The 26,768-nt window shown below is 71.6% G+C and carries 28 protein-coding genes and 1 pseudogene; 13 read left to right on the forward strand and 16 right to left on the reverse strand.

Annotated features, from left to right (window positions below; all coding sequences use genetic code 11):
* Nucleotides 1-54 precede the first annotated feature (54 nt).
* Nucleotides 55-570 carry a mycothiol transferase gene (locus ABTX60_RS28215; RefSeq protein WP_352099821.1) on the forward strand — a complete coding sequence of 172 codons (516 nt, stop codon included), beginning with the start codon at nucleotides 55-57 and terminating at the stop codon, nucleotides 568-570.
* Here ABTX60_RS28215 and ABTX60_RS28220 read toward each other — a convergent pair.
* Nucleotides 552-1,631 carry an adenosine deaminase gene (locus tag ABTX60_RS28220; RefSeq protein ID WP_352099822.1) on the reverse strand — a complete coding sequence of 360 codons (1,080 nt, stop codon included), beginning with the start codon at nucleotides 1,629-1,631 and terminating at the stop codon, nucleotides 552-554. The genes ABTX60_RS28215 and ABTX60_RS28220 overlap by 19 nt on opposite strands.
* A gap of 42 nt (nucleotides 1,632-1,673) precedes the next feature.
* Nucleotides 1,674-2,066 carry a VOC family protein gene (locus ABTX60_RS28225; protein ID WP_352099823.1) on the reverse strand — a complete coding sequence of 131 codons (393 nt, stop codon included), beginning with the start codon at nucleotides 2,064-2,066 and terminating at the stop codon, nucleotides 1,674-1,676.
* A 129-nt stretch (nucleotides 2,067-2,195) separates the two neighbouring features.
* On the opposite strand from ABTX60_RS28225, the pseudogene ABTX60_RS28230 reads away from it, so the two are divergent.
* The 3 genes and pseudogenes from ABTX60_RS28230 to ABTX60_RS28240 all read left to right on the forward strand — a co-directional run.
* Nucleotides 2,196-2,558 (forward strand): annotated as a pseudogene (locus tag ABTX60_RS28230) (tautomerase family protein); the annotation flags it as partial.
* Nucleotides 2,559-2,565: 7 nt separating this feature from the next.
* Nucleotides 2,566-3,432 carry a GNAT family N-acetyltransferase gene (locus ABTX60_RS28235; protein WP_352099824.1) on the forward strand — a complete coding sequence of 289 codons (867 nt, stop codon included), beginning with the start codon at nucleotides 2,566-2,568 and terminating at the stop codon, nucleotides 3,430-3,432.
* A 95-nt stretch (nucleotides 3,433-3,527) separates the two neighbouring features.
* Nucleotides 3,528-3,986 (forward strand): pyridoxamine 5'-phosphate oxidase family protein, encoded by a 459-nt coding sequence (locus ABTX60_RS28240; protein ID WP_352099825.1) that lies wholly within the window; start codon nucleotides 3,528-3,530, stop codon nucleotides 3,984-3,986.
* Between the two features lie 7 nt (nucleotides 3,987-3,993).
* Here ABTX60_RS28240 and ABTX60_RS28245 read toward each other — a convergent pair whose 3' ends face one another.
* The 4 genes from ABTX60_RS28245 to ABTX60_RS28260 all read right to left on the reverse strand — a co-directional run bounded on the left by ABTX60_RS28245 (nucleotide 3,994) and on the right by ABTX60_RS28260 (nucleotide 7,981).
* Nucleotides 3,994-4,902, reverse strand: a complete 909-nt coding sequence (locus ABTX60_RS28245; RefSeq protein ID WP_352099826.1) for an oxidoreductase — start codon at nucleotides 4,900-4,902, stop codon at nucleotides 3,994-3,996.
* 41 nt (nucleotides 4,903-4,943) lie between these two features.
* Nucleotides 4,944-6,311, reverse strand: coding sequence for a phosphoinositide-specific phospholipase C-related protein (locus tag ABTX60_RS28250; protein ID WP_352099827.1), 1,368 nt, complete (start codon nucleotides 6,309-6,311; stop codon nucleotides 4,944-4,946).
* A gap of 69 nt (nucleotides 6,312-6,380) precedes the next feature.
* Nucleotides 6,381-7,271, reverse strand: coding sequence for a glycoside hydrolase family 19 protein (locus ABTX60_RS28255; protein ID WP_352099828.1), 891 nt, complete (start codon nucleotides 7,269-7,271; stop codon nucleotides 6,381-6,383).
* Between the two features lie 272 nt (nucleotides 7,272-7,543).
* Nucleotides 7,544-7,981 (reverse strand): MarR family winged helix-turn-helix transcriptional regulator, encoded by a 438-nt coding sequence (locus tag ABTX60_RS28260; protein WP_352099829.1) that lies wholly within the window; start codon nucleotides 7,979-7,981, stop codon nucleotides 7,544-7,546.
* Nucleotides 7,982-8,060: 79 nt separating this feature from the next.
* Here ABTX60_RS28260 and ABTX60_RS28265 point away from each other — a divergent pair, with 79 nt between their 5' ends.
* Nucleotides 8,061-9,170 (forward strand): substrate-binding domain-containing protein, encoded by a 1,110-nt coding sequence (locus tag ABTX60_RS28265; RefSeq protein ID WP_352099830.1) that lies wholly within the window; start codon nucleotides 8,061-8,063, stop codon nucleotides 9,168-9,170.
* 67 nt (nucleotides 9,171-9,237) lie between these two features.
* On the forward strand, nucleotides 9,238-10,287 hold the full coding sequence (locus ABTX60_RS28270; RefSeq protein WP_352099831.1) for an acyl-CoA dehydrogenase family protein: 1,050 nt from the start codon (nucleotides 9,238-9,240) through the stop codon (nucleotides 10,285-10,287).
* On the opposite strand, the gene ABTX60_RS28275 is transcribed toward ABTX60_RS28270, so the two are convergent.
* From ABTX60_RS28275 to ABTX60_RS28295, 5 genes are all read right to left on the reverse strand, one after another.
* On the reverse strand, nucleotides 10,284-11,477 hold the full coding sequence (locus ABTX60_RS28275; protein WP_352099832.1) for a serine hydrolase domain-containing protein: 1,194 nt from the start codon (nucleotides 11,475-11,477) through the stop codon (nucleotides 10,284-10,286). The two genes, ABTX60_RS28270 and ABTX60_RS28275, sit on opposite strands and share 4 nt — an antisense overlap.
* Before the next feature lie 103 nt (nucleotides 11,478-11,580).
* A complete protein-coding gene (locus ABTX60_RS28280; RefSeq protein WP_352099833.1) occupies nucleotides 11,581-12,732 on the reverse strand; it encodes an LLM class flavin-dependent oxidoreductase in 1,152 nt (383 codons plus the stop codon).
* Between the two features lie 45 nt (nucleotides 12,733-12,777).
* Nucleotides 12,778-13,332: an NADPH-dependent FMN reductase gene (gene ssuE, locus ABTX60_RS28285; RefSeq protein ID WP_352099834.1), complete on the reverse strand. Its 555-nt coding sequence runs from the start codon at nucleotides 13,330-13,332 to the stop codon at nucleotides 12,778-12,780.
* A gap of 189 nt (nucleotides 13,333-13,521) precedes the next feature.
* Nucleotides 13,522-13,605 (reverse strand): putative leader peptide, encoded by an 84-nt coding sequence (locus ABTX60_RS28290; RefSeq protein WP_350710819.1) that lies wholly within the window; start codon nucleotides 13,603-13,605, stop codon nucleotides 13,522-13,524.
* A 168-nt stretch (nucleotides 13,606-13,773) separates the two neighbouring features.
* On the reverse strand, nucleotides 13,774-13,938 hold the full coding sequence (locus tag ABTX60_RS28295) for a DUF8839 family protein (RefSeq protein ID WP_502992414.1): 165 nt from the start codon (nucleotides 13,936-13,938) through the stop codon (nucleotides 13,774-13,776).
* A 238-nt stretch (nucleotides 13,939-14,176) separates the two neighbouring features.
* Here ABTX60_RS28295 and ABTX60_RS28300 point away from each other — a divergent pair, with 238 nt between their 5' ends.
* Nucleotides 14,177-14,617 (forward strand): SPW repeat protein, encoded by a 441-nt coding sequence (locus ABTX60_RS28300; protein ID WP_352099836.1) that lies wholly within the window; start codon nucleotides 14,177-14,179, stop codon nucleotides 14,615-14,617.
* Nucleotides 14,618-14,987: 370 nt separating this feature from the next.
* Here ABTX60_RS28300 and ABTX60_RS28305 read toward each other — a convergent pair whose 3' ends face one another.
* Nucleotides 14,988-15,764, reverse strand: coding sequence for a GNAT family N-acetyltransferase (locus ABTX60_RS28305; protein ID WP_352099837.1), 777 nt, complete (start codon nucleotides 15,762-15,764; stop codon nucleotides 14,988-14,990).
* 148 nt (nucleotides 15,765-15,912) lie between these two features.
* On the opposite strand from ABTX60_RS28305, the gene ABTX60_RS28310 reads away from it, so the two are divergent.
* Nucleotides 15,913-16,398, forward strand: coding sequence for a nucleoside deaminase (locus ABTX60_RS28310; RefSeq protein WP_352099838.1), 486 nt, complete (start codon nucleotides 15,913-15,915; stop codon nucleotides 16,396-16,398).
* A 158-nt stretch (nucleotides 16,399-16,556) separates the two neighbouring features.
* Nucleotides 16,557-17,291: a class I SAM-dependent methyltransferase gene (locus ABTX60_RS28315; RefSeq protein ID WP_352099839.1), complete on the forward strand. Its 735-nt coding sequence runs from the start codon at nucleotides 16,557-16,559 to the stop codon at nucleotides 17,289-17,291.
* Nucleotides 17,292-17,301: 10 nt separating this feature from the next.
* On the opposite strand, the gene ABTX60_RS28320 is transcribed toward ABTX60_RS28315, so the two are convergent.
* Nucleotides 17,302-17,979, reverse strand: coding sequence for a chaplin (locus ABTX60_RS28320; RefSeq protein WP_352099840.1), 678 nt, complete (start codon nucleotides 17,977-17,979; stop codon nucleotides 17,302-17,304).
* Between the two features lie 297 nt (nucleotides 17,980-18,276).
* Here ABTX60_RS28320 and ABTX60_RS28325 point away from each other — a divergent pair, with 297 nt between their 5' ends.
* Together ABTX60_RS28325 and ABTX60_RS28330 are read left to right on the forward strand one after the other, a co-directional pair.
* On the forward strand, nucleotides 18,277-19,845 hold the full coding sequence (locus ABTX60_RS28325) for an alpha/beta fold hydrolase (RefSeq protein WP_352099841.1): 1,569 nt from the start codon (nucleotides 18,277-18,279) through the stop codon (nucleotides 19,843-19,845).
* 50 nt (nucleotides 19,846-19,895) lie between these two features.
* A complete protein-coding gene (locus ABTX60_RS28330) occupies nucleotides 19,896-20,990 on the forward strand; it encodes a baeRF3 domain-containing protein (RefSeq protein WP_352099842.1) in 1,095 nt (364 codons plus the stop codon).
* A 32-nt stretch (nucleotides 20,991-21,022) separates the two neighbouring features.
* Here the strand turns inward: ABTX60_RS28330 and ABTX60_RS28335 are convergent, their stop codons facing one another.
* Nucleotides 21,023-21,526, reverse strand: a complete 504-nt coding sequence (locus tag ABTX60_RS28335; RefSeq protein ID WP_352099843.1) for an SMI1/KNR4 family protein — start codon at nucleotides 21,524-21,526, stop codon at nucleotides 21,023-21,025.
* Between the two features lie 378 nt (nucleotides 21,527-21,904).
* On the opposite strand from ABTX60_RS28335, the gene ABTX60_RS28340 reads away from it, so the two are divergent.
* Nucleotides 21,905-23,314: a PP2C family protein-serine/threonine phosphatase gene (locus ABTX60_RS28340; RefSeq protein WP_352099844.1), complete on the forward strand. Its 1,410-nt coding sequence runs from the start codon at nucleotides 21,905-21,907 to the stop codon at nucleotides 23,312-23,314.
* 5 nt (nucleotides 23,315-23,319) lie between these two features.
* On the opposite strand, the gene ABTX60_RS28345 is transcribed toward ABTX60_RS28340, so the two are convergent.
* The gene (locus ABTX60_RS28345; protein WP_352099845.1) at nucleotides 23,320-24,813 is read right to left on the reverse strand and encodes a DNA-binding protein NsdB; all 1,494 of its coding nucleotides are present in this window, start codon (nucleotides 24,811-24,813) and stop codon (nucleotides 23,320-23,322) included.
* A 232-nt stretch (nucleotides 24,814-25,045) separates the two neighbouring features.
* On the opposite strand from ABTX60_RS28345, the gene ABTX60_RS28350 reads away from it, so the two are divergent.
* Nucleotides 25,046-26,185, forward strand: a complete 1,140-nt coding sequence (locus tag ABTX60_RS28350; protein ID WP_352099846.1) for an aminoglycoside phosphotransferase family protein — start codon at nucleotides 25,046-25,048, stop codon at nucleotides 26,183-26,185.
* Nucleotides 26,186-26,251: 66 nt separating this feature from the next.
* On the opposite strand, the gene ABTX60_RS28355 is transcribed toward ABTX60_RS28350, so the two are convergent.
* A complete protein-coding gene (locus ABTX60_RS28355; protein ID WP_352099848.1) occupies nucleotides 26,252-26,749 on the reverse strand; it encodes a glycosyltransferase family protein in 498 nt (165 codons plus the stop codon).
* Nucleotides 26,750-26,768: the final 19 nt, after the last annotated feature.

A 26,768-nucleotide genomic window follows, 5' to 3' on the forward strand; every position in this document is an offset into this window, starting at 1 on the left:
CCGAGGCGCGCACTCCCCGGCGCGTGATCCCCGGCGATGCGCGATGGTGGAGCTATGCATGCGAAGGACATCCTCATCGACGGTTTCAACCGCATCCGCGAAGAAGTCCACGCCACCGTCGAGGGGCTCGGGCCCGACGAGCTCAGCGCCCGCCCCTCCCCCGACACCAACTCGATCGCCTGGCTGGTCTGGCACCTCACCCGCGTCCAGGACGACCACATGGCCGACGCCTTCGGCCTGGACCAGGTGTGGCTGTCCCAGGACTGGGAGAAACGCTTCGGACTGGACCTCTCCCGCCGCGACACGGGCTACGGGCACAGCCCCGCCAAGGTCGCCCGGGTCCGGGTCGACTCGGCGGATCTGCTGTCCGGCTACCACGACGCCGTGCACGAGCAGAGTCTGGAGGCCCTGCGGGGCCTCGCCGCCAAGGACCTGGAACGCGTCATCGACGAGCGCTGGGACCCACCGGTCACCCTGGGCGTCCGGCTGGTCAGCGTCCTGTCCGACGACCTCCAGCACGTCGGACAGGCCGCCTACCTGCGGGGGCTGCTTCAGAGCGCGGCGGCGTAACCGGGCAGCACCACGTCCCGGATGAGTGCGTTGCGCTCGTCGAACGGGATGAACGCGTTCTTCAGGGCGTTGACGGTGACCGTGCGCAGATCCGCGACGGTCCAGCCCGCCTGCTCGACCAGCAGGGACATCTCGCGGGTCATCGTGGTGCCCGACACCAGGCGGTTGTCGGTGTTGAGGGTGACGCGGAAGCCGAGGTTCTTGAGCGCGGTGATCGGGTGCTCGGCGATCGAGGTGGCAGCGCCCGTCTGGAGGTTGGACGTCGGGCACATCTCCAGGGCGATGCGCCGGTCGCGCACCCAGCCCGCGAGGCGGCCGAGCTTGCCGGACGCGAGGTCCGGGATGTCGTCGGTGATCCGCACACCGTGCCCGATGCGCTGGGCGCCGCAGACCTGCAGGGCCTGGTGGATGCTGGGCAGGCCGTGCGCCTCACCGGCGTGGATGGTGAACGGCACGTTCTCACGCCGCAGGTGCTCGAAGGCCGCGAGGTGGTCGGCGGGCGGGAAGCCGTCCTCGGCACCGGCGATGTCGAAACCGACGACACCGGCGTCGCGGAACGCCACGGCCAGATCGGCGGCCTCGCGCACCCGGTCGAACATCCGCATCCCGCACAGCAGGGTGCCGACCCGCACCGGCGTGCCCGCGGCGGCCGCCTTGGCCATGCCCGCCGCCAGACCCTCCTGGACGGTCTCCACGACCTCGGCCATGGTCAGCTCGCCGTTGGTGTTCAGCTCGGGGGCGTAGCGGACCTCGCCGTACACGACACCGTCGGCGGCCAGGTCGAGCACGTACTCCTCGGCCGTGCGCAGCAGGCCCTCGCGGGTCTGCATGACGGCGAGGGTGTGCTCGAAGGTGGCTATGTAGCGCACCAGGTCGCCGGAGTTGGCGGCCTCGTAATACCAGGCGGCGAGCTCGTCCGGGTCGGTGGTGGGCAGGGTGTGGCCGACCGCCTCGGCCAGCTCCACGACGGTGGCGGGGCGCAGACCGCCGTCGAGGTGGTCGTGCAGCACCACCTTGGGGAGGCGGCGGATCAGGTCGGCGTCTACGCGCGTAGCAGTCATGGCGGTCTTTCCTCGGGCGGGTGGTTCTGAGGGGCGGGGAGGTCAGCCGGCGGGCTGGAGCAGGTCCCAGCGGTTGCCGTACAGGTCCTGGAAGACGGCGACGGTCCCGTAGGCCTCGCGCCGCGGGTCCTCCAGGAAGGTCACGCCCGCCGCGGTCATACGGGCGTGGTCGCGGGTGAAGTCGTCGGTGTGCAGGAAGAAGCCGACCCGCCCGCCGGTCTGGTCGCCGACCCGGGCTGCCTGGGTCTCCCCCTTGGCGCGGGCCAGCAGCAGACCCGTGCCGGACCCCGGGGTGCCGGGTTCGACGACGACCCAGCGGGATCCGTCGGGCCGGGGCGTGTCCTCGGCGAGCCGGAAGCCGATGGCGCCGGTGTAGAAGCGGATCGCCTCGTCGTAGTCGTCGACGACGAGGGTGACCAGGGCGATACGTCTCATCGGGGCCTCTCGGAGCGGGCGGTTGACCGGTGAGGTTATACGTAAAACTCGACGGATGCCAACTACTCGGGCGGCTTTCGCCGACAGTACTGTAACTACTAGTATGTACAGACCATTCAGCCCCATCCGGAGGTCCTCGTGGACCACGACGGCACGAGCGGCACCCTGCGCTACGACGACTACCTCGGCGTACACCGCGACGAGGGCATCGTCTACATCGCGATCACCCTGCGCTCGGGTCGTGCGCCCGCCCGGAAGCAGGCGCTGTACCGCCGCACCGCCGAGCTCGCCCACGCGTACGCGGGCACCGAGCCGCGGAACGTGTTCGTCGTGCTGACCGAGAACGAGTCGGCCGACTGGTCGCTGGGTGAGGGCCGGGCGCAATACCTGGCCGGCCCTGAGTCTCCGGCGGCCCAGGGTCCTCTCGCCGTGCCGGATGCGCCCCGGCCGGGAGGCGCACAGGATGGAAGCGAGGGGTGCGGGGTGTACTGAGAAAGGGATGGCGATCGTGGATCTCATACTGCGCCCGGGCACTGCGGACGATGCCGCAGAGTGCGGAAGGATCTGTTACGAGGCCTTCGCCGGCATCGCCGAGGAGCACGCGTTCCCACCCGACATCCCGAGCCCCGACGTGGGTGTCGCGTTGATCGAGGGAGCCCTGACCCACCCGGGCTTCCACAGTGTCGTCGCCGAGCTCGACGGGCGGATCGTGGGCAGCAACTTCCTCGACGAACGCTCGACCGTCGTCGGGGTCGGGCCCGTCACCGTCGACCCCACCGTGCAGAACGCGGGCGTGGGCCGCCGCCTGATGCTGGCCGTGATGGAGCGGGCCGACGAGCGGGGGGCGCCGGGCATCCGGCTGTTGCAGAGCGGCTACCACAACAGGTCTTTCTCCCTGTACGTGAGCCTGGGCTTCGTGCACCGGGCCACGGTGGCCTGCGTGCAGGGCCCGCCGATCCTGCGTGCGATGCCCGGGTACGAGGTGCGGGAGGCGACGGACGCGGACCTCGGCGCCTGCAACGACGTGTGCCGGCAGGTCCACGGCGTCGACCGTGGCGGCGAGGTCGCCGACGCACTCAAACAGGGCACCGCCCGGGTCGTCGAGCGTGCCGGACGGGTCACGGGATACGCCACCGACCTGGCCTTCTTCGCACACGCCGTGGGCGAGAGCGCCCCGGACCTCCAGGCCCTGATCGCAGCGGCCCCGCAGTTCGGCGGCCCGGGCATCCTCGTACCCGCGGGCGACAGCGCGCTGCTCAGGTGGTGCCTTTCCAACGGCCTCAAGGTCGTACAGCTGATGAGCCTGATGACCATCGGCCTGTACAACCGGCCCGACGGGGCTTACCTGCCCTCGATCCTCTACTAGGTCTCGCGGTCCTGGGCGCCGGACGAAAGTTCTGGGCCCCGGCCTAGGACCGTGGCCCGAGGCGCCGGGCGCCGCCGCTCGCTACCGTCGCGTGCATGACGATCACCGAGCCACCCCGCACCCCCGAGCAGCGCAAGACCGACCTGCTGGGCCGCCTGGAGCGGGAGACCGACATCTGGGTCGCGACGGCGGATGCCGGAGGGAGCCCCTGCCTGGTGCCGCTGTGGTTCGTGTGGCACGACGAGGCGGTGTGGCTGTGCACCCGGCTGACCAACCCCACCGGCCGCAACCTGCGGGACGGCGGCAAGGCCCGGCTGGCTTTCGGGGACACCCGGGACGTCGTGCTCGTCGACGGTGAGGTGCGGACCTACCCGATGCGGGAGGTGCCGTCGGCGGCGGCCGAGGCGTTTCACGCGAAGACCGGCTGGGATCCGCGCACGGACCACGCGTCGTACGCGTTCTTCCGGGTGCGGCCGCGGGCGGTGCAGGCGTGGTGCGAGCAGCACGAGCTGCCCCGCAGGCACCTCATGCGGGAGGGCGTCTGGGCCGTGTAGAGATCGCTCAACCGGCCTGGTGGCGACACGAGTCGAGCCGCTTCAGTTCCTCGTCGGTGAGGCGGATCGCGCCCGCCGCCACGTTCTCCGTGAGGTGGTCGGGGTTGCCGGTACCGGGTATGGCGAGGACGTGGGGACCCTGGTGCAGCGTCCAGGCGATGCGGATCTGGGCGGGGCTCACGCCGTGGGCCCGGGCGACGGCGCGGACGGCATCGTCGTGGGCGGTGGTGGCGCCCTGCTCACCGGCCTCACCGGCGACGGCGTAGAACGGCACGAAGGCGATGCCCTCGGCGCCGCAGACGCGGAGCAGTTCGTCGGCGTCTTGGTCGGGTCGGTCGAGGGCGTACCGGTTCTGGACGCAGACCACGGGTGCGATGGCCCGGGCTTCGGCGAGATGGCGGGACGTCACGTTGGAGATGCCGAGGTGCCGGATCAGGCCCGCGTCACGCAGCTCGGCGAGGGCTCCGAAGTGCTCGGCGACGGAGTCGTACTTCGGCATCCGGCGCAGGTTGACCACGTCCAGGTGGTCGCGGCCGAGCTGGCGCAGATTCTCCTCCACGTGGCCGCGCAGGTCCTCGGGGCGAGCCGAGGTGCCCCACTCTCCGTCGTAGGCCCGGTACGGGCCCACCTTGGTGACGATGACCAGGTCGTCGGGGTAGGGCGCGAGGGCGCTGTTGATGAGTTCGTTGGCGGAGCGCAGCGACGAGAAGTAGAAGGCCGCCGTGTCGATGTGGTTGACGCCGAGGTCGATCGCCCTGCGCAGGACGGCGATCGACCGGTCGCGGTCGCTCGGTGTGCCGTGGTGGAAGGCGGCACTGCCCGTCAGCCGCATCGCGCCGAAGCCGAGGCGGTGGACGGGCAGGTCGCCGAGTTTCCAGGTGCCCGCGCTCTCCGCGGTGATCTTCTGTGAGCTCATCGGCGGAGTCTCACACACGGCGCTCGGGCCAGTGAAACGGCTTACGGGTACGTGTACGAGTTGAGCGTGGTGACGGCGGAGGCCGGGTTGCCGCGGTCGTAGTGGTCCACGGCGAGGAAGTTGGGCTTCTTCCGGGCGGCCGGCTGGCAGAACCTCTGGGCGCGGTCGGCGAGTTTGGTGTTGTCCGTGCCGGCGGTGCCGGCGAGGGGGACGTCACGGAAGTGGTTCATGACGAACAGCGGGCGGAACCCGGGTTCGGTGCGGGTCAGCGGGATGCTGGTGTCGCCGCCGTACCAGCGGCTGTAGCAGGACCAGTCGGAGGTGCCGACGCCGGAGCCCATCGACCAGTAGTTCTCGACGGTCCATTCCCGCTGGTACATGACCCCGAAGCTGTCCCGGGTCAGTCCCGCGGCCTGGTCGGCGGAGCGACTGTGGTCGGTGAAGATCAGCAGCCGGTCGCCGGCGGCGGCCAGCTCCGTCATCGTCGGCCAGCCGCTGTGCCGTACGCCGGCGAGGTCGGGCCGGTAGAGCACGTCCGACAGGCCGTCGACACGGGCGAGTTCGGCGCGCAGGACGGCCGGGTCGACGTAGTCCTCCAGGAAGACGGTGACGAACTGGTCGGGGTGGGCCTTCAGGAAGTCGACCATGCGCTGGAGGTCGACCCACAGGGCGACGGGCCTGCTGACGAGGGTGCAGCTGTTGTGACACAGGATCGCGCCGTCGGGGGTCTGGTGGATGTCCAGCATGAATCCGCGCACTCCGTCGGCGAGTTGCTGCCGGATGCCGCGGGTCTGATTGGGCACGAGGTTGACGAAGGGCGGGGCGAAGCCGCCGTCGACGCCGTTGGCGTACGCGTTGTGCGTGGTGAGGAATGTGACCTGGTCCAGGGTGCGACGGTCCGGCGGGGGCATGGGCCCGGTGACGGGGGCGACCGGGGTCAGGTACCAGGCCGCGAGGTCGCCCGCGCCTCCCAGGGTCAGGCGCGCGGGAAAGTCGGCTCCGGAGGGCTTGGGCGCCACGGTGAGGTGGCGGGCGGTTCCCGGAACCCTGAGTGTGTAGCGGTCGGCGTCGAGCGGGGTGATCTCCCAGGGGGCGTCGGCGCTCGCGCAGGCGACGGTCGCGGCCTGGTCACCGTTGCGGCCGAGGCAGCTGCCGGGGGCGTCGGTGCTCTCCAGGAGATGCGTGGAGCCGTTCGGCTTCAGCCGCCACTGCTGCCGGTCCTCGTTGCCCCGGGGTCTGTGCTGCTCGACCGCTCCGCCGTTGTCGGCCGCGTTGAGCCCGGTCGTGACGCTCTGGACGTAGTAGGTGCCCGCAGCCGGAGCGGCGGCGGCAGCGGGCTGGGGGGCCATGACCGCGGCGGCGAGCGCCGCGGCCGTGGCGGTCAGGGCGTGGGGGGTGCGTAGGCGCATGAGGGAGGCCCTTCGTCAATCAGTCAGGTCCATGACATCCCGCATGACACCACGCCGGCCGGCCCGGCGTCAGCAGTACAGGTTGCCGCCGGGTGACGTCCCGAGGATCTGGGTGAAGCGCTGGTAGTTGTTCACCCGGCTCTGCACCTGCGCCGGGTTCTTGCCGTCGCACTCCAGGGAGCCGTTGATGCTGCGGACGGTCTGGCCGAAACCGGCACCGTTCACCATGGCGTTGTGCGGGGTCATGCTGCCGGGGCCGGTCTGGGTGTTCCAGTACCACAGGGCCGTCTTCCAGGCGACGGCCGAGTCGTTCTGCACCAGCCAGGGGTTGTTCAGCAGGTCGATGCCGAGCGCGTCGCCCGCCGCCTTGTAGTTGAAGTTCCAGCTCAGCTGGATCGGGCCACGCCCGTAGTAGGCGGCCTGCCCGGCCGGACAGCCGTAGGGCCGGCTCCAGTCGCAGTAGTGCGGATAGTTGGCGGTGTTCTGCTCCACCACGTGCACCAGGCCGCCGGTCTCGTGACCGACGTTGGCGAGGAAGGCCGCGGCCTCCTGCTTCTTCACCGTGTCGCTGCCGGTGTTGGCGAAGCCGGGGTAGGCGCTCAGGGCCGCGGTGAGGCCGCTGTAGCTGTAGAACGCGTTCCGGTTCGGGAACATCTGGTTGAACTGCGCCTCGCTCACGACGAAGCGCGCGTTCGGCGTGCCGGGACCGTTGTCGCAGGCGTACGGCTCCCAGTACCAGGTGCTGATGACCGGGTCGTAACCCGGGTTGGCGTGCTCGGCGATGTACGCCTTGCCGTCGGTGTAGCGGACGATGTCGCCGGCGGCGTACGACTTCCCGGCCGTCCAGTTCGGATAGCTCGAGCACGCGGCTGCCGAGGCGTTCGTGGCGGGCAGGAGTACCGGCGCGGTGCCGGCGAGGGCGAGGGTGGCCAGGACTGCGGAGATGCGGCGTCTCGACACGGGTTCAACTCCTTCGCGGAGCACGACCGCACCCTGACCGGGCAGGGTGAAGCAGACCCTTGACCGCACGCGCCGGTGGTTCGGTCACGGCGTTGGGGGCGGCCGTGGTGGGGGGCTGGGAGGCACACTCAACCGCTTTGGTCTGTACCAGTCAAGGGTGTAGACCAGTCAGGTACAGACCAGTCAGGGGCAGACCTGCCGGGGACGGACGCCTCGGGTACAGACCTGCCGAGTTCGCGCCGGATGACGGTCCGCCCTGCCTCGCGACGGGCTCACACGTGCGCCGAGCCCTCCAGCGTCGCCGCCAGCCGGTCCAGCAGGGAGCGCAGCAGGTCGTCGTCGCCGTCGTCGAGCGGCGGCCAGTCGGCACGGACGGCGCGGTCGACGCGCTGCCGGTACTCCTCGCCGCGCGGGGTGAGATGGGCGAGGACACGGCGCCGGTCGAACGGATCGACCCTGCGGTGCACCAGGTTCTGGTCGACGAGCTGGTCGACCAGTTTGGTCAGCGTCGGAGGCGGCAGGAAAGCGGCCTCGGCGAGCCCCGTCATGTGGTGCCCCTCGCCGTCGGACAGCGCGGCCAGCACCCGCCACGCGTCGAGCGAGCAGCCCTCCGCCTCCAGCACACCCTGCAAACGCCGCGCCGCCAGCCGTTCGGCCCGCGTCAGCAGTTGCACGAGGTCGTCGGGACGACGCGGGGTGGGGCTGGGCATCCCTGCTCCTAGGTCACGAGGGGTGTCCATCGTAGGAGACGCACTGGAGTTCGTCCGATGGAGCCGGAATCATGACGCCATGTTCCGGCACCACCTCCCAGGGCGCGAGTGGTTCACGGCCGACGACTCCGTGCTCGGCGTGGCCCTCGTCTTCCCCCTGCGGGGCCCGGCCGGGATCTTCGGGCCCACCTGCGAGCTGTGCGCCCGGCTGGCCGCCGAGGAGGTCAACCGGGACGGCGGCGTGCTCGGCAGGGAGCTGCGGCTGGTGCCGGTCGACGGCTCGGGCCCGCCCGACGGGATCGCGGACGAGGTCGAGGCCCTGGTGGACCTGGGCGCCGTGCAGGGCGTCACCGGCTGGCACATCTCATCTGTACGGCAGGCGCTGGCGCCGAGGGTCGCGCACCGCGTCCCGTACGTGTACACCGCGCTGTACGAGGGCGGCGAGGACACGGCGGGGGTCTTCATGACCAGCGAGACCCCGCGCGAACAGCTCCGGCCGGCGATGGAGCTGCTGGCGCGCGAGCGCGGGGTGCGACGCTGGTTCGTGGTGGGCAACGATTACGTGTGGCCACGGCAGACGGCCCGCTCGGCCCGCGACTACGCCCGGGACAGCGGCGGACGCATTGCCGGTGAGGTTTATCTCCCGTTCGGCACCGAGGACTTCGAGCCGGTGCTGCGCCGCGTCGAGCGCTCGGACGCCGACGCGGTGCTGATGCTGCTCGTCGGCAGTGACGCGGTGCGCTTCAACCGGGCGTTCGCGGCATACGGCCTGCCCGCGCGCTGTCTGCGGCTGAGCACGCTGATGGACGAGAACATGCTGGTGGCGAGTGGCCCCGAGGCGACGGAGGACCTCTACAGCACCGCCGGGTTCTTCGCCTCGCTGGCCAATCGCGACACCCTCGACTTCCACGGGCAGTACGCGGCGCGCTACGGCGTCCAGGCGCCCGCCCTCGGCAGCCTCGGCGAGTCCTGCTACGAGGGGGTGCTGCTGCTGGCCGCGCTGCTGAGGCGGGCCGGGACGCTGGACGTCTCTGCGATCGGCGCGACGGCGGGAGCCGGGGCGGTGTCGTACGAGGGCCCGCGCGGGCTGCTGCACCTGCGGGACGCCCATGTGCGCCAGCGGATCTACCTGGCGCGGGCCGACGGGCTCGACTTCGACGTGCTCACGGAGCTGGACGCGCCGCGCTGACCGCGAGGAAGCGGCCGACACACCCCCGGATCCGCACCCCGCGCCGCCCGGCCGCGAGAATCCCCCCATGACCACCACACCGCACCCTCTCGTCACCCACGCACAGCGGCTGGCGCGCGATCTCCTCCTCCCGCAGGCCGAACGCGTCGACCAGGAGGGGGTGCCCGCGAGCCACGTGGAGGAGGTGAAGCGGGCCGGGCTGCTCGGGGTGGTCGCGCCGCAGGAGTACGGCGGCGCCGACGCGCCCGTGGCCGTGGCGCGGGAGACCGCGGAGATCCTGGCCGGGGCGTGCTGCTCCACCTGGTTCGTGCAGACACAGCACCACACACCCGTGAAGCTGCTCGCCACCCACGACTCGCCCGTCCGGGAGAAGCTCCTGCGTCCGCTGGCGACCGGCGCGCAGATGGCCGGCATCGCCTTCGCCCATGTCCGCGCCTTCCCCCGGGTGCCGGTGCGGGCCGTCCGGCAGGAGGGCGGCTGGCGGTTCGAGGGAAGGGTGCCCTGGTACACGGGGTGGGGTCTGAACGACGTGATGCTGCTGGCCGGGGTGACCGACACGGCCGAGGTGGTGTTCGGGTTCGCCGAGGCCCGCGAGCAGCCGGGGCTGACGCCGTCGGCGCCCATGCGGCTCGCGGCCCTGACCGCCGCCCGTACGGTGTCCCTGCGGCTGGACGGCCTGTGGCTGCCGGAGGAGGCCGTCGTACTGCGCACCTCGCAGGAGGAGTTCGCCCAGGTCGACCTGCCCCGGGCCGCCAACGCCAGTCCGGCCGTGTTCGGGGTGGCGTACGCGGCGCTGGACCTGGTGGCGCAGACCCCGGACGGCCGGGACACGGCCCGGTCGTTGCGCTCCCGGCTCGACGAGGTCCGCACGGATGCCTACGCCCTGGCCGACCGGCCCGCCTCGCATGACTGCGTCCCGGAACGCCTGGCCGTGAAGACGCGCGCGTACGACCTCCTGCGCGCGGCCACGACCGCGGCGATCGTGGCCGGGGGCGGCCGGGCCATGGACCTGGGCAGCCGGGCGCAACGGCTGGCGCGCGAGGGGATGTTCCTGCTGGTGCAGGGCCAGACGGCCGAGGCACGCCGGACGCACCTCGGCTCGCTGGCGTCCGGCTAGCCGAGGCCGGGCACGGCAGGCGTCCGGGACGGGGTCTTCCCGCAGAACTCCGCTTCGATGACGTCGACGTAGAGTGAGGAGCTCGGAAGCCAGTCGCCGTTGATGTTGAACGTGAGCTGGTGTTCGCCGTCCGGGGTGCCGACCATCGCGGACAGGGAGCCGTTCGTGCGGCCGCTCTTGCCCACCACCTTCACCCCGCAGGACAACCGCGCGAACTCGATTCCGAGTCCGTACCCGGTGCCGTGCCCGGCCGGAACCTCCTCGAACATCTCCTTCATCTGCCGCTGGGGCAGCAAGTGGCCCTTGACCAGAGCCCGTTGGAACCGGTTGAGGTCGCCGCTGGTGGAGATGACGTCGCCGGCCGCGCCGAGCCAGGTCATGTTCTGTTCGGTGGCGTCGTGGATCTCGGCGCCGGGGGCGTCCTGGTGAAGCCGGGAGTAGCCGACGGGATGGGGCTTCGGCATGTGGGGTGACATGCCGGGGAACGACGTCCCGCGCAGTTTCAGCGGCCGGAGGATACGCCGGGTTATCTCCTGGGCGTGACTGCGGCCCGTCGCCTTCTCGATGACCATGCCCGCGATGACGAAGTTGGTGTTCGAGTACGACGGCTCGCTCTCCGGGCCGGCCTGCGGTGGGCGCCGCAGAGCGATCGCCACGAGCTCCTCGGGCGTGTGGGTGTCGTACCGGTGCTCCGGGAAGCCGGGTCCCGCGCTGTTGTGGAGGAAGGCGGGGTCGTCGGTGTAGTTGGCGATACCGCTGGTGTGGTTGAGGAGCCGGCGCAGGGTGACCTTGCCGCCGTCGTAGCCGTTGCCGCGCAGCAGTCCGGGCAGCCATCGCTCGACCGTGTCGTCCAGGTCCAGTCTGCCTTCCGCCTCGAGCTGGAGCAGGACGGTCGCGACGAACGTCTTGGTGATGCTGGCACCGCGGAAGTGCTCGCCGGCCGACCGCTCGCGGCCGGTCGCGGTGTCCGCGTGGCCCGCCGTGCCGACCCAAGTCCCCTGCCCGTCACGGACCTTGGCCGCGACTCCGGGAAGTCCGCCCTTCTCGACCAGCGCGCGTAACGCGGTCCGGGTGGCCTCGTGGCCGTGCTGCCGATCCGCCGCCTGCGCTGCCGGGGCCAGTGCCGCCGTGCCGACGGACAGTGCCACGGCCAGGGCGATCGAGACGGTGCGTGCGGCGCGCTGCTTCATGTGTGTGCCTCCTGGTCACCGCGGGGCGGTCGTGCCCACTCGATGACCAGGACGCCCGTGCGCCGCACCAGGGTTGATCTCCGGTGACGAATGCGGCGGGGTGTCAGCTCGCGACCGGCACGAAGGGGGCCGCGGCGGCGGGCGTGTCCCGACGGCCCGCGGGGTGTCGCCACAGTCCCTGCGCGGCGAGGCGCGGCAGGACTCCCTCGCCGAACCAGTAAGCCTCCTCCAGGTGCGGATAGCCGGAGAGGATGAACTCGTCGATGCCCAGGGCGTGGTACTCCTTGATCCTCTCGGCGACCTCGTCGTGGCTGCCGACCAGGGCGGTACCCGCCCCGCCGCGCACCAGGCCGATGCCGGCCCACAGGTTGGGGTGGATCTCCAGGCGGTCTCGGCGGCCGCCGTGCAGGGCGAGCATGCGCTGCTGCCCCTCGGACTCGCTGCGGGAGAGACCGGCCTGCACGGACGCCACCGTCTCCGGATCGAAGCCGTCGAGCAGCCGGTCGGCCTCGGCCCAGGCCTGCTCGGCGGTGTCGCGGGTGATGACGTGCAGCCGGATACCGAAGCGCAGGGTGCGGCCCTGGGCGGCGGCCAGCGACCTGATCCGGGCGATCTTCTCGGCGACCTGGGCCGGGGGTTCGCCCCACGTGAGGTAGACGTCGACGTGCCGGGCGGCGATCTCTCCCGCGATGGGCGAGGAGCCGCCGAAGTACACCTCGGGCACGGGATCGGGCACCCGGGCCAGCGCCGCCTCCTCCACCCGGACGTGCTCGCCCCGCAGGTCGACGGTGCCGCCCTCCCACAACTCCCGTACGACCTGCAGGAACTCACCGGTGCGGCGGTAACGGGCGTCCTTGTCGAGGAAGTCACCGAAGGCGCGCTGCTCCTTGTTCTCACCGCCGGTGACGACGTTGAGCAGCAGCCGCCCGCCGGTCTGCCGCTGGAAGGTGGCGGCCATCTGCGCGGCGAGCGTGGGCGAGATCAATCCGGGCCGGAAGGCGACGAGGAACTTCAGGCGTTCGGTGTGCTGGGCGACCATCGCGGTGGTGAGCCAGGCGTCCTCGCACCAGGCACCGGTGGGCGTGAGGGCTCCCGCGAAACCCACTTCCTCGGCGGCCCGGGCGATCTGGCTCAGGTAGGCGACCGTCGGCGGCCGGTCCCGCCCGGACGCGGTGGCCGGGGTGCCGTGACCGCCGCCGACGACATGCCGGCTGTCGCCGTTGGTGGGCAGGAACCAGTGGAAGGTGAGGGACACGGGTGACTCCGATCGGGGGGAACGTACGTGCGGCGGCGGGTGGTGTCAGCCCGCCACGGCCAGCAGCGGGGTGCGGCCCAGCGCCGCGGAGAACTGGTCGACCACCTGGTCCAGGGCCTCGGTGGCGTCCGGCGCGACGGTCAGGGAGCCGTCCTCGTGCGCGGTGAGGTGCTTGTCGAGGGTGAACCAGCCCTGCACGATGTGGTCCGCGCCCATGGAGTTGAGGACCGGGCGCAGGGCGTAGTCGATGGCCAGGACATGGGCGACGCTGCCGCCGGTGGCGAGCGGCAGCACGGTCTTGCCGGTGAGGGCGTACTGCGGGAGCAGGTCCAGCAAGGCCTTCAGGACACCGGAGTAGGACGCCTTGTAGACGGGTGTGCCGATGACGACGCCGTCGGCCCGGGCGAACAGTTCGGTGGCCTCGACGATGGCGGGGTGCCGGAAGTCGGCGCCGAGCAGGGCCTCGGCGGGGATGGTGCGGACGTCGAGCGGGATCACGTCATGCCCCTGGGCCGCCAGCCGCTTGTCCAGGTGGCGCAGCAGTCGGCTGGTGCGGGAGGAGGCGGAGGGGCTGCCGGAGACGGACAGGACGGTGGCCATGGGCTCTCATTTCCTGGAGAAGGCACGACTGCGCGAGGAACCGCCGAATTCGGGGACGCCTCGTTCAACGGGCGTGCGAGGGTGCCGAATTCAGGCGGGGGAACATCACCGCTCAGGGCATGCCGCCGACACGGCGGACGAAGGCCGGTGGAGGGAAAGGCGGTGAGGGGAAGCGGCGAGCCGGGAGACTCAGGCTGCGGCGCGACAGGAAGCGCTGGAGACGCGTGCGAGGTCGACGTGGCGTCGCCGCGTGAGGTCCAGTCGCATGGTCATGCCATGGATCGTGGCAGTGGAGGCCGAGGGCCGTCAAGGAAAACGCGGCTCATCTCGTATCCCGGACCGGCCCGTTCACCGAAGGCACCCCGGAAGAACCGGGCGCGCCCTCCTGGTTCGGTACGAGCCGGGAGGACACGCCGCGTTGCTGCGTGAACGGTGCCGGTCTCAGTCGCCGTCCGCCGGGACGACCACGAGGAAGGCATCCGACTCCAGGTCCATCACGACGGTGGCCGGCTCCCCCTCGGCGCGGCGGCGTGCCGCGTACTCCTCCGCGGGCCAGGATCCGCGCGGGGACCCCGCCGGGAACCGCTCCAACACCTTCGCGCCGATGGCCGTGGTCACGTCCGCTGCCCTCCTCGTCCTACGCCGCCCGCCGGACGACGTCGCCGGTCGCTGTCGTACGCATCCGGATGCCCCCGATCCGTCCGTACATGTACCGCGGGGTAGATTCCGCGCCCTCCCTCGAGGCCTACACATAAAGGGGAAATAAGAGCAGAATGACGCTTACGCGGCGTTTACCGCACACCCTTCCAGACGCGGTCGCCCTGCACCATGAAGGAGACGAGTCATGGCCAACGTCTCGCCCACCAGAGGTGACATCAGCACCCACCCCGACGCCTCCGAGATGCGGGACCGCTACGCCCGCGTGCTCGGCGGCCGCGATGTGGCGCTCGTGGACGGACCGGTGTTCCTGCTCGGTCTGTACTGCGCCGCCTCCCCGTGGATAGTCCACTACACGACCAGCCAGCCGGCACTCGTGACCCACAACCTGATCATGGGCATCGCGATCGGCCTGCTGGCGCTCGGCTTCACTCGCGCTCCGGAGCGCATGTACGGCCTGAGCTGGGCCATGTGCGCCCTCGGGGTGTGGATGATCATCTCGCCGTGGGTCGTCGGCGAGAGCCCCGACGCCGGTGTCGTGTGGAACAACATCATCATCGGTGCACTGGCCGTGATCCTGGGGCTGGTGTGCGCCGGAACGGCGGCGAAGGCCACGCCCAGGCCGTAGCACCGACCGGAAGGAACCGAAGGCCGGTCCACGCCCAGGACCGGCCCGTTCACGCCCGCCCCGCTGCCGCCGGAGAGTTCGTGCGACGCCCTCCAGCGCCCGCGCCTCACAGGCGAGTCGCTCCTTGGTCCGCATGGCCGCGAGGTGCCGTTCGCGGCGCGGTGTGCTGCCGGGCGGCCGAAGGGGCAGTCCTCGGTGAGCGCGCGGTCGCCGTGGTCGCCGTGGCCCTACCCGAAGGCCGCCGACTCCACGACGAACCGTCGGGCCCCGGTGGCCGGCTCTTGCCGTTCGTCGTCATGACAGTGCGACGCAGCGGACGGACGCGCAGGTGACATGCCGCCGGGCTCGGTCGGGATCTGTGCGCGTACGGCTAGGTCGTGTACACGTACGGCGTCGTGGTCGTCAGCGCCGCGAAACCGAGCCGTTCCAGGATCGGCCGGCTGTCACTGGAGGCGTCGACCTGCAGGTAGCGGTAGCCGCGGGCAGCGGCGGCCCGGGCGCGATGGGCGACCAGGGAGCGGTAGATGCCCCGGCCGCGCCAGCCCGGGACGGTGCCGCCGCCCCACAGGCCTGCGAAGGGGGTGCCGGGCACGAGTTCCATGCGGGCCGCGCTCACCGGCTGGTCGCCGGCCAGAGCCACGACGGCGACGACGGTGTCCGGGTCGGCCGACAGCCGGGCGAGGAGCTGCTGTCGCAGCCAGGAGCTGTCCGCGCCGAACGCCTTCTCATGGACGTCGGCCACGCGATCGACGCCCGCCGGGTCGGTGACCGGCACGACGCGCACACCCTCGGGCAGTTCGCTGTCGAGGTCGAGAGCGCCGACCTCGCCGATCATCAGCGTCTCCTCGGCCTCGGGTGTGAACCCGGCCGCGCGCAGCCGCCGCCCGAGGTCGGCCGGCCCGTCGTGTCCGTACAGCTTCCACTCGAAGTCGAGACCGAGCCCGGTGTAGTGACGGATCTGCCCGGTGATGGCCGCGTCCGCCCCGGCCTCGTCGAGAGCGGACCACACGATGCCGTTCCAGCCCCCCGCGGAGGCGACCTGACGGACGACACCGCCGGTCCGCTCGACCCGGGCACCGGGACCGTCCGGCCGGGCCCCCGCGCGTAGGTCGTGGTCGAAGAGGGCGAGCAGCTCCGCATGATTCATGAGCAGACCTCAGCAGGCATGGGGCCGGAAGGCAAAGGATTTTGCGGCGCAGCGGCCGCCCCACCGGCCCGCAGCCCCGCTCTTTTCCTCGTGTGCACAGGCGCCATGAGGTCCTGGTGATCACGTCGTCTCGCGAAGGGCCGGTCCCATGGTCGTGCAGGACACGGAACTGCCGTATCTGCGCCACTGCGTGGAACTCGCGGCCGAAGCCCTGGAGGCGGGGGACGAACCGTTCGGTTCGGTCCTCGTGGGCGGTGACGGCACCGTCCTCGGCGAGGACCACAACCGGGTGGCCTCGGGCGACCGCACCCGGCACCCCGAGTTCGAGCCGGCCCGCTGGTCGGCGGCGCACCTCACGCCCGGGGAACGGGCGGCCGCCACGGTCTACACCTCCGGCGAGCACTGCCCGATGTGTGCGGCCGCCCATGCCTGGGTCGGCCTCGGCCGGATCGTCCACGTCGCCTCGTCCGACCAACTCGGCTCCTGGCTGAGCGAGCTGGGTGCCCCCGCGCCGCCGGTCCGGCCACTTCCCGTGCGCGAGGTGGCACCCCATGTAACCGTGGACGGCCCGGTACCCGAGCTGAGCGGCCGAGTGAGGGAGTTGCACGTCAGGTTCCACCTTGGCCGCGCCTGAAGACCTGGACGCACCCGGCCCGGTGGGCGGCCACCCGAGATGCAGGGCCGCCCTGACGAACTTATGATCGATTTCAACTGAACCCAGACGTAAGACCAGGCCTGTGACCCGGTCTCCGTCCGCACGCTTCCCTCCTGCGGCTGAAGGACTGGCCGGCCATGACGACGCACAACGACGACGTGGACTGGGACCGCTGGCCGGTCGCCGACTACCTCGCGGAGAACTACCGCGAGGTGCACCCCTGGGACGCTGCGGTCATCGCGCACCACAGCGCCTACTACCGGCACCTTCCGCCGGGCGGCATCGCCCGCTCGGTGGAGTTCGGGGCGGGGCCCAACCTCTACCCGCTGATGCTCGCGTCCGCCGCGAGCCGCGGGATCGACGCCGTCGAGGCGGGAGCGAGCAATGTCGCCTACCTCACAGACCAGATCTGTCACCGTCCCGACGCGAGCTGGCTCCCGTTCCACGCGCTGTGTCGGGAGCTCAACCCCGAGGTGCCGGCCACCCTGGCCGGGGCACTGGCGCCGGTCAACGTCGTCCACGCCGATGTCCGGTCCCTGCCCCGGGGGACCTACGAACTCGCCTCCATGCACTTCGTCGCCGAGGGCGCGACGGAGGACTTCGCCGAGTTCGCCGACTTCTGCCGCACCTTCGTCCGTACGGCCCGGCCGGGCGGCCGCCTGGTCGCCGCCTTCATGGAGGACATGCCGACGTACCGCATCGGGCCGGCCTCCCGCTGGCCGGGCTGTCCGGTGAACCCGGCCACCGTCACGGAGGTCTTCGCGCCCCTGACCCGGGAGCTGGACGTGACCCACATCGACATGGACCCGGCCCTGCCGGGCCACGGCGATTCGGGGATGGTGCTGCTCACGGCGGTGGCGGAGGCCGTGTGACCCGTGCGGGTCAGCCGTCCGCCCCCGGACGGAACCTCCGTCGCAGCACCACTCCCCCGGCGACCAGTGCGGCGCTCGCCGCGACGGCCTGGAGGGCATGGTCCGTGCCTGTGTGGGCCAAGGCGCCCCTGGCGTGCGGGACGGTGCGCGGAGACGGTTCGGGGGCCGGGTTCGGCCGGGGCGGCGGAGTCGGCTTCGGGACCGGCTTCGGCACCGGCTTCGGCGGATGCTGGGGACGGACCGGGCGGTGCTCGCCCGGGGTGTTCGAGGACTCGTTGCCGGTCACCGCGTTGCCGATGCCCACCACGTCGACCGAGTTGCCCGTGACGTTGACGGGGAGGTCGACCGGCAGCTGCACGCCGTTGCCGGAGATCACTCCAGGTGAGTCCTTTGCGCTGCCCTCGGCGACCGCGCCGCCGGAGCCGCCCGGCCGGCCGCCCCGCCCCTCGTCCCGGTTCGCGCAGCTGTTGGCGGCGGCGGGGTTCAGGAGCCCCACCACGTTCACGGTGTTCCCGCACACGTTCACCGGGACGTGCACCGGCAGCTGGACGGTGTTGCCCGAGACCACCCCCGGTGAACCGGCCGCCGAGCCGTCCGCACCGGAACCGGCGTACGCGGGGACGGTCACCGCCATCGCGCCCGAGGCGGCGGCGACGGCGATCACTCCGTTTCGGGTCATCCTTCGCATGGACCCCTGCCTTCCAGACATCATCGCGGGCACTCGCCCGCACCGGGGAGAACGCCGGGCGCCCGGTCCGAGTTATGGCTTATCGGCCTTTCACTCCATCGAGCGGGCCGGTTGTCGAACTAGCGGTAAAGAGCTTCGTATAACGGCTCCGTTCCTGCCCCGTACGGGGGCAGGCCTCGCGGGGCGGGGCCCGCCGCGTGGCCCCGCCCGCCCGGAGGCGAGGCCTGCGGGGCGCGCCTATGGTGAGCGAGGGCGTCCCGGTCCGCTGCGGGTCGCCCCGCGTCCCTGGAGGCATCGATGCTGGCCAAGCTGTCCACGCGCCCCTCGATACGGCGCTGCGCGGTTACCGGCACGGCCGGGCTCGCCCTGCTGGGCACGGCACTGCCGGCCGCCGACGGCCCTCCGCCCGGCCTGTCGCGCTTCTACGACCAGAAGGTCGCGTGGTCCGGGTGCGAGGGCATGGACATGCCGAAGGACCTCCAGTGCGGGAAGGTCACCGTCCCGCTCGACTACGCCAAGCCCGGCAAGGGCACCCTCGACCTCGCCGTGGCCCGCTACCGGGCCACGGGCGGGTCCCGGGGGTCGGTCCTGCTGAACTTCGGCGGCCCCGGCGGCCAGGGGGTGGCCCAACTGGCCATGGGCGGCAAGGACTTCATGGGCCTGACGAACGGCTACGACGTCGTCTCCTTCGACCCTCGCGGAGTGGGCCGTTCCTCGCCGGTCAGCTGCGGAAACGCCTCGGACAACGCCCTGGACGCGACGGACGGCGACACCGCGGCCGATCCCGGGGCCGTGCTCGAAGAGCTGCGCGCGGCGGCGGCCGAGTGTACCGAGCACTCGGGCCCGGTCCTGCCCCACATCGGCACGGTCGACGCCGCCCGCGACCTGGACGTCATGCGCGACGCGCTCGGCGACGACAAGCTCAACTACCTGGGCTTCTCCTACGGGAGCCGGCTCGGCGCGGTGTACGCGGCCCAGTACCCCGACAAGGTCGGCAGGATGGTGCTGGACGGCGTCGACACCCTGACCGAACCGCTGGCCGACCAGGGCGTGGCGAGCGCCCGGGGGCAGCAGACCGCGCTGGAGAGTTTCCTGACCTGGTGCACCGAGGACATCGCGTGTCCGTTCGGACGAGATCCACGAGCAGCCCGGGAACACGTTGTAGAGGTGGTCGAGTCGCTCGACAAGGACCCGCTGCCGACCGACTTCGGTGAGGCGTTCACCGGTCAGGACTTCGCGGGTGCCCTCGCGCAGGGCCTCTACAGCAGGGAGCTGTGGCCGTCGCTGCAAAGGGCCGTCGGCCAGTTGCTGGAGGACGGCGACACACGCGGCCTGGAGGCGTTCCTGTCCGGGGGCTTCACCCTGCCGCTGCGGCGCGCCCCGCACGCCGGACTCACCGATCCGGCGGACATCCCCCTCGACAACCTGCCGGCGGCGCTGATGGCGGTCAACTGCGCGGACGACCCGGACCGTCCCGCCGCCGCGCGGGTCACCGAGGACCTCGGCCGGCTGCGCGCCCGCTACGAACAGGCGTCACCGGTGTTCGGACGGTACCGGCTCACCGAGGTGCTGATGTGCTACGGCCGCCCCAAGGGCACCGACTACATCCGCGACGACGTCAAGGACGTCGCGACGCCGAGGATGCTGCTCGTCGGCACCCGGGGCGACCCGGCCACGCCGTACCGCTGGACGGTGGAGACGGCGAGGCGGCTCGGATCGTCGGCCGTGGTGCTCGACAACCGGGGCGAGGGCCACACCGGCTACGGCTCCTCCAAGTGCGTGCACAACAAGGTCGACGCCTTCCTGCTGTACGGGACGCTCCCGCCGGACGGCAGCTCCTGCGGCTCCGACCGCGACGACGAATGAGATCGACTGCCCCAAATGCCCTCGTCGTGAATTCGCTCTATCGTTCTGTCATGGAGAGCGTTCTGAGTCCCGCGACCCTTGCCGAGCTGCGGCGCCCGCGGCCCTACCCCGCGGTCTCCGTACTGACGCCGACCCATCGGCGCGACCCTTACAACACCCAGGACCAGGTCCGGCTGCGCAACGTGGTCGCCGAGGCCAAGCGGCAGCTGGAGGCCGATCCGGCCGTCACCCGCGAGCGACGCACCGAGGTCGCCGGGCACCTCGACCGGGCTCTGACCGAGGTCGACCTGACACACGCCGAGGACGGCCTGGCGATCTTCGCCGCTCCGGGTGAACACCAGGTGTGGTCGCTGGCCAGATCCGTACCCGAGCGCGTGGTGCTCTCCGACACCTTCCTCACCCGCAACCTCGTCTCCGCGCAGACGGCCGGGCGGCCTTTCTGGGTCCTCTCGCTCGCCGCCGACCGCGCCACGCTGTGGAACGGCGGCGTCGACCGGGTCGCCGCGGCCCGTCTCGGCGGCTTCCCGCTGACCCGGCGCGTGGAGAACTTCGACCCGGAGCGGCAGCAGCGGATCGGCGACACCCCGAGCGCCTTCCGGGAGGAACGCACGCGCCAGTTCCTCCGCGAGGCCGACACGGCGATGAGTGCCGTGCTGCGCGACCATCCGAGGCGGCTGTACGTCACCGGCGAGCCGGCCGCCCTCTCCCTGCTGGACGAGGTCGGCGGCACCGCCCGGAGCGCGGTGCACATCCCGCACGGCGGGCTCGCGCACGGAACCCCGGAGGTCGTGTGGCAGGCCGTACGGCCGGTGGTCGAGGCGGAGGCCCGCAGGAGCACGGACGCCGTGACCCGCGCCCTCGAAACGGCCCGTGGACGACGGGAGTTCGCAGCCGGTGTCGACGAACTGTGGCAGAGCGCCCGGGACGGCCGCGTCCGGCTGCTGGCCGTCGAGGAGAACTACCGGGTGACGGTCCGCGACGCCGGGGATCATCTGATCCTCGCCGAGACCGGCGACCTCGACTCCCGCGAGGACATCGTGGACGAGATCGTCGAGCAGTGCCTGGAGACCGGGGCCGACGTCCGCTTCGTACCGGACGGCACACTCGGTGAGGCGGCGGGCCTGGCCGGGGTGCTGCGGTACTGACCGAGACGTCGTCGAGATCCACGGCGACGGCATCACCGCCCGGCCGCTCCGAGGGCCTGGTCGGCCGTCGCGAAACGGTGCTCCGTCGGCTTCAGCCTGTCGTGGAGGCCGCCGAAGTACTCCGTCTCCGCTGTTCCGGTGAGCACCGCCAGGAGAAACGCGAGACACCCCATGTCGTGGTGCTCCCACAGGGGGCCGCGCCCCTCGTTGTACAGCACGGTCCAGTCGTCGGGGGACTGCCCGGGCCGCGCCAGCCAGTACAGGAACGCTCCCGTGCCCTCCTCGAACGCCCACGGCAGGACCCTCGCCCCCGCCTCCCGCAGGCCGGCCGGCTTGTCCTCGAACTCCCACAGGCCGGCCAGGATCTCCTCTCGTTCCGTCGTCTGTGCGTGCAGGTCGCAGTCGTCGTGGGCGGAGCCGGGGGCGAGCAGCCAGATCGTCTCGTCGAAGATGCCGTCGCCGTAGATCTCGACGAGCTGCTTGTAGTCGGTGGGCAGAGCCGTACCGAGGTCGCTCTCGGCTCGTGCCCAATCCACCGGAGGTGGTGACCCAGCGGGCGGTGGACAGAGTCGAACAAGCGTGTCGAGGGCGATCATGAAACGGACCCTACCGGCACACCGGCGAGTTCCAGGCGCCTGCTCGCCATGCTCGAACACAGGGCCGTCGAACACCCGAAGCAGCCTCGCGCCGACGTCCCGACGGGCCGTCAAATGCCGTGTGTAATCTACGACTTGGATCTCCGGATGGCACACTCCACACCTACCTCGGAGTAACTCCGTGAGACTGTGACATATGCCAGAAGCACCACCGTATCGTGTGTCGTCGAATCCCTTACAGGGCGTCGCGGGCTGTGCAACAGTCGTAACGGTCCCTCCGTCCGCCTTGGTCGTACCGTCCCCGCATCGGAGTGCGTCATGCCGTCCCACCTCTCCGCGGACCGCCCAGCCGCCCCGCCGCCCCGCCGCGGCTCGGTCGAAGCGCTCATATCGCAGACGCGGCGGCTCAAGGGCGACGTGGACGCGGTGCGCCGCGACGCCGAGGGGGAAGGAGCGGACCACCCGCGCGAGCGCTGGCAACGCGCCCTGTACGACCTGGCCCTGCACCAGCTCAACGACCTCGACGAGCACCTGGCCCAGTTGCGGGACGGCCCCCTGCCCACGGCGGCGGACCCGGCCCCCGACGCATCCGCGCCGGGCTCACTGCTCAGCCGGGTCGGCAGCGCCGAGTGGAACCTTTTGACGGACGAGGCCAGTTGGTCCGGCGAGCTCTACCGGATCCTGGGCCGCGACCCGGCCGCTCCCCCGCTCACTCTCGACGAGCTGCCGTCGCTCGTGGTGGACGAGGACCGGCCGAAGCTGACGGCGATGGTCACCGACTGCCTCGTCGACGCGAGGCCCATCGACGGCGAGTTCCGCATCGCCCGCCGGGGCGGTGACGTACGGACCGTCCACATGATGGGCGAACCGGTGCTCGACGCCGACGGCAGCACCGCCTCGATGTGGGCCGTGCTGCGTGACGTCAGCGAACTGCGCCGCAGCCAGCGGGCGGTGAGCGAGACCCGTGACTCGCTCCACCACCGGCAGGAGGCCGCGCGGAGCGAGCAGCGGCTCGCGGCCGAGCTGCAGGAGGCCGTGCTGCCGCAGTGGCGCGGCTCCCTGCGGCTCCCGCACAGGGGCCCGGGAACCCTCGACCTCGCCTCCCACCACCTGCCGGCCTCCACGAACACACTCATCGGCGGCGACTGGTACGACGCACTCGAACTGACCGGCGGCGAAACACTCCTCAGCGTCGGCGATCTCACCGGCCAGGGCGTCGGCGTCACGTCGAACATGACGATGCTGCTCGGTGCCGTACGCGGTATGGCGATGGCCGGCGCACTACCGGGGCAGTTGATGGCCTGGCTGAACCAGTTACTCGACGCCACCGTGCAACCCGCCCTGGGCAGCGCCGTCTGCTGCCGCTACCGGCCGGCGACCCGGACCCTGGTATGGGCGCAGGCCGGACACCCCGCCCCGCTGCTGTTCCGCGACGGGACGGGACGCGTGCTGAACGCACCCGACGGCGTCCTGCTCGGCGCCACCTCGGGCGCCGTCTACGGGCAGGCCGAAGAGACGCTCGAGGCGGGTGACCTGCTGCTCCTGCACACCGACGGGCTGGTGCCCGGGCACACGGGATCGGCGGCCGCACAGCTGCTCCTCGGTCTGGCACCCCGCCTGGCCGGGAACCGCACCGCGCAGGACTGCGTACGGACCGTGCTCCAGGAGTTCGGCGAGGGCGCTCGCGAGGACAACGCCTGCGTGCTCATGGCCAAGGTGACGTCTTAGGAAGCTCAGGCCTGTGCGTGGTGGGCACCCCTGCCCTTCGTCCTCGGCAGGGCGAGCTTGATCTCCTCCCGCAGCTCCTCGATCCTCGGGTAGCCGGAGTACTCGGCCGTGAGCCGGTACATCTGACGCAGCCGGTCCCACGTGCGATGGGAGGAATTGGACCCCATCGACACCAGGGCCAGCCGCGCGTACCGGTCGGCCTGTTCGGGGTCGTCCGCGATGAAGCAGGCCGACGCCATCGACAGGTAGTCGAAGATCTTCGACCGCTGCCGGCCGTCGACGCGCAGGGCGAGGGCCTTATCCGCATAGTGCTGGGCATGCGCCGCCGCGCCCGGTTCGAACTCGGCGAGCGTGCGGTAGGCCAGGGCCTGCATGCCGTACAGGTCCTCCTCCTTGAAGGTCTGCATCCAGTCCGGCGGCGGGACATCGGCCTTGTCCGAGACGAACAGGTCCTCCGCCCGCCCGAGAGTGCGGCGCATCGCCTGGCCCTTGCCCATCGAGGCCTGTGCCCAGGCCTCGACGGTGTAGAGCATCGCCCGGGTGCGGGGCAGCACCTCGTCACCGGAACCGGACGTGGCGAGCTTCATCAGGTGCAGGGCGTCGTCCGGCCTGCCCAGGTGCACCATCTGACGGGCCGCCCGGGACAGTGCCTCACCCGCGCGGGGCCGGTCCCCGCCCTCTCTCGCCGCGTGCGCGGCGATGACGAAGTACTTCTGGGCCGTGGGCTCCAGACCGACGTCGTGCGACATCCAGCCCGCGAGGACGGCCAGGTTGGCGGCGACGCCCCACAGGCGCCGCTGGAGATGGGGTGGGTGACGGTAGGCGAGCATGCCGCCCACCTCGTTGAGCTGACCCACCACGGCCTTGCGCTGGAGCCCGCCGCCGCGGGCCGCGTCCCAGGCGCGGAACACCTCGACCGAGCGCTCCAGTTCCTCGATCTCCTGCGACCCGATGGGGGCGGCCTCGTAGCGGTCGAACCCAGCGGGGTCGGCGTGCAGGGGATGGTCGAGGTCGGGGGCGTCGGCAGCCAGGGAAGGGTCGGTGTGCAGCCAGTCGTACATGGCGCTGCTGAGTGCGGATCCCGCGGCGAGCGCGGCGCCCGCGCCCACCAAGCCGCGTCGGTTGAGCATGAGGTCCATTCCCGTGAATTCGGTGAGGACCGCAGCCGTCCGCTCGGGCGCCCACGGCACGCCGTCGGGAGCGTCCTCGCTCCCGCCGCCCTGCCGTTTCCCCGCACGCCCGTGCCGGACCAGACCGAGGTCCTCGATGGTCACGACACGGCCGAGACGCTCGGTGAACAGAACCGCCAGCACCCGCGGCACCGGATCGCGCGGGATCTCTCCCGTGTCGATCCACCGCCGCACCCGGGAGGTGTCGGTCGACAGCTGGGGGTGGCCCATGGCCGCCGCCTGTCGGTTGACCAGCCTCGCGAGTTCGCCCTTGGACCAGCCGGCCAGGCCGAACAGGTCCGCGAGCCGGGTGTTGGGTTGTCCGCTCACGTCAAGCCCCCAGGTTCTCGGCTGAGTTGACAGTAGCCCGGGGAGACTTGCCGGGCGACTATTCGCCAGGGTTCGCCAGGGTGCGCCAGATGGTGTGCCACCGGCCATCCGGTGTCAGGTAGGAACGCGCCACCCCGACCCGGTCGCCAGGGACACTCCCCAGGGTTCTCCCGGGCATCCGGGCCGGCTGGTGCGCTGTCGTCGCAGGCACACGAAGGGATCTGTCTCGCCCATGTACGCAGCATCGTCCTCCGTGTCCGCACCGCCCCGGTCGCTGCACCCGCGTCCCACGGACAGCGGCCCCTACCTCGCCCCCGCGCGGGCGGCGGCCCCCGTGCTCGGTGCGGGCAGGGCTCGGCGCGGCGCGGTCCTCGGCACCCAACCGCTCAGCGGGAGACTCGACTTGTCCGGCCCCCAGGGCGCGCAGCTGCGCACGGCGATCGCGTCCGTGCACCGCATCTGCCCGGAGTTCGCCCCGGTGCAGGTGCTGCGCCGCAACGGACGGTCCGTGCTCCTGGTCGGCACGACCGGTCGCAGCACGGCTGTCGCCAAGTGTTTACTGGACCACTCGCCCGCCTGGTCGGAGCGGATCCGCCACGAGATAGCGGCATACCGCTCGTTCGTCCGGCACCGCCCGCCCGTGCGGGCGCCGAGACTGATCGCGGCGGACCCGGACAACTGCACGCTGGTGATCGAGCGGATGCCGGGCCGGGTGGCGGCGCTCCAGCGGCACCCGGCGGAGGCACCGCCCCGCGCGGACATCAGAGCGGCACTCGGCGCGATCTGCCGGCTGAACGCCTGGCGGCCGCCCGCGGGTACGTTCGACGCCCCGCTCGACTACGCAACCCGGATCTCCCGGTACCACGAGCTGGGCCTGCTCACCGACCGGGACCTGGGCGACCTGCAGAAACTGCTGCACGGGATCGCACAGGCCTCCGGGCGGCAGGGCATGGGCCAGTTCTGCCACGGCGACGCGCTGCTGTCGAACATGCTCCTGTCACCGGCCGGTCCAGTGCTGGTGGACTGGGAGCACGCGGGCTGGTATCTGCCGGGATACGACCTGGCGACCCTGTGGTCGGTGCTCGGGGACGCACCGGTCGCCCGTCGTCAGATCAGCCAGATCGCGCAGTCGGCGGGGCCGGCGTCCAGGGATGCCTTCCTGGTGAACCTGATGCTGGTGCTGACCCGTGAGATCCGGACCTACGAGACGGCCGTGCAACGCTCGATGCACGATCCGGCCCCGGCGGCACCGGGCATGGGCCACCCGGGCGCTGCGCCGACCGGCGAGGAGCAGCGGCTGCTGCTGCGGCGGCTGCACGACGACTGCCAGTTGGCCCGGCGCGCCGTGCGCGCGGCGGTCGGCACTCGCTGACGGGGACGAAGGGGCCCTGGACACCTGGTCAGGTGTCCAGGGCCCCTTCGTGCGCCGCGGTTCGGCTCAGCCCTGCTGGAAGAGTTCCGCGGGCAGCGGTTTGAGGAGGGCGTAGAGGTCGTCCGTGATGGGACGGTCCCAGGCGGCGATGGTCACGAGGACGTTGTCGCTGCGGTCGAACTGCACGCAGGAGATCCGGCTCTCGGAGAGCTTGACGCGGCGCACGATCAGAAGGTTGTCGCCCTGCATCACCGGCGCGTCCTCGGTACTGACGACGGTGACCTCCTCGTCGTTCTCCAGGGCCAGCAGCAGCTGGGCCACCTCGAAGGGGATGTCCCCCTCGGGGACCTCACGGGCCGGAGAGCCCTCCGGCAGATTGCCGATGATCATCGCGGGGCCGCGGCCGCCGAACAGGTCGTAGCGCAGGAAGACGCCCTGGCAGGTGCCGTCGGGCGCGGGCAGCAGTCCCGCACCGAGGTTGCCGGGCCAGTCGCCCGGGTCCATGGCCAGTACGTCGAAGTCGGGCCCGGCGGGAGTGGCGCTGCGGCGGCGGAGGAACGACATGTCGCCCATGGTACGTGCC

Source organism: Streptomyces sp. NPDC126510 (assembly GCF_040302345.1).
In the GTDB taxonomy this organism is placed as follows: domain Bacteria; phylum Actinomycetota; class Actinomycetes; order Streptomycetales; family Streptomycetaceae; genus Streptomyces.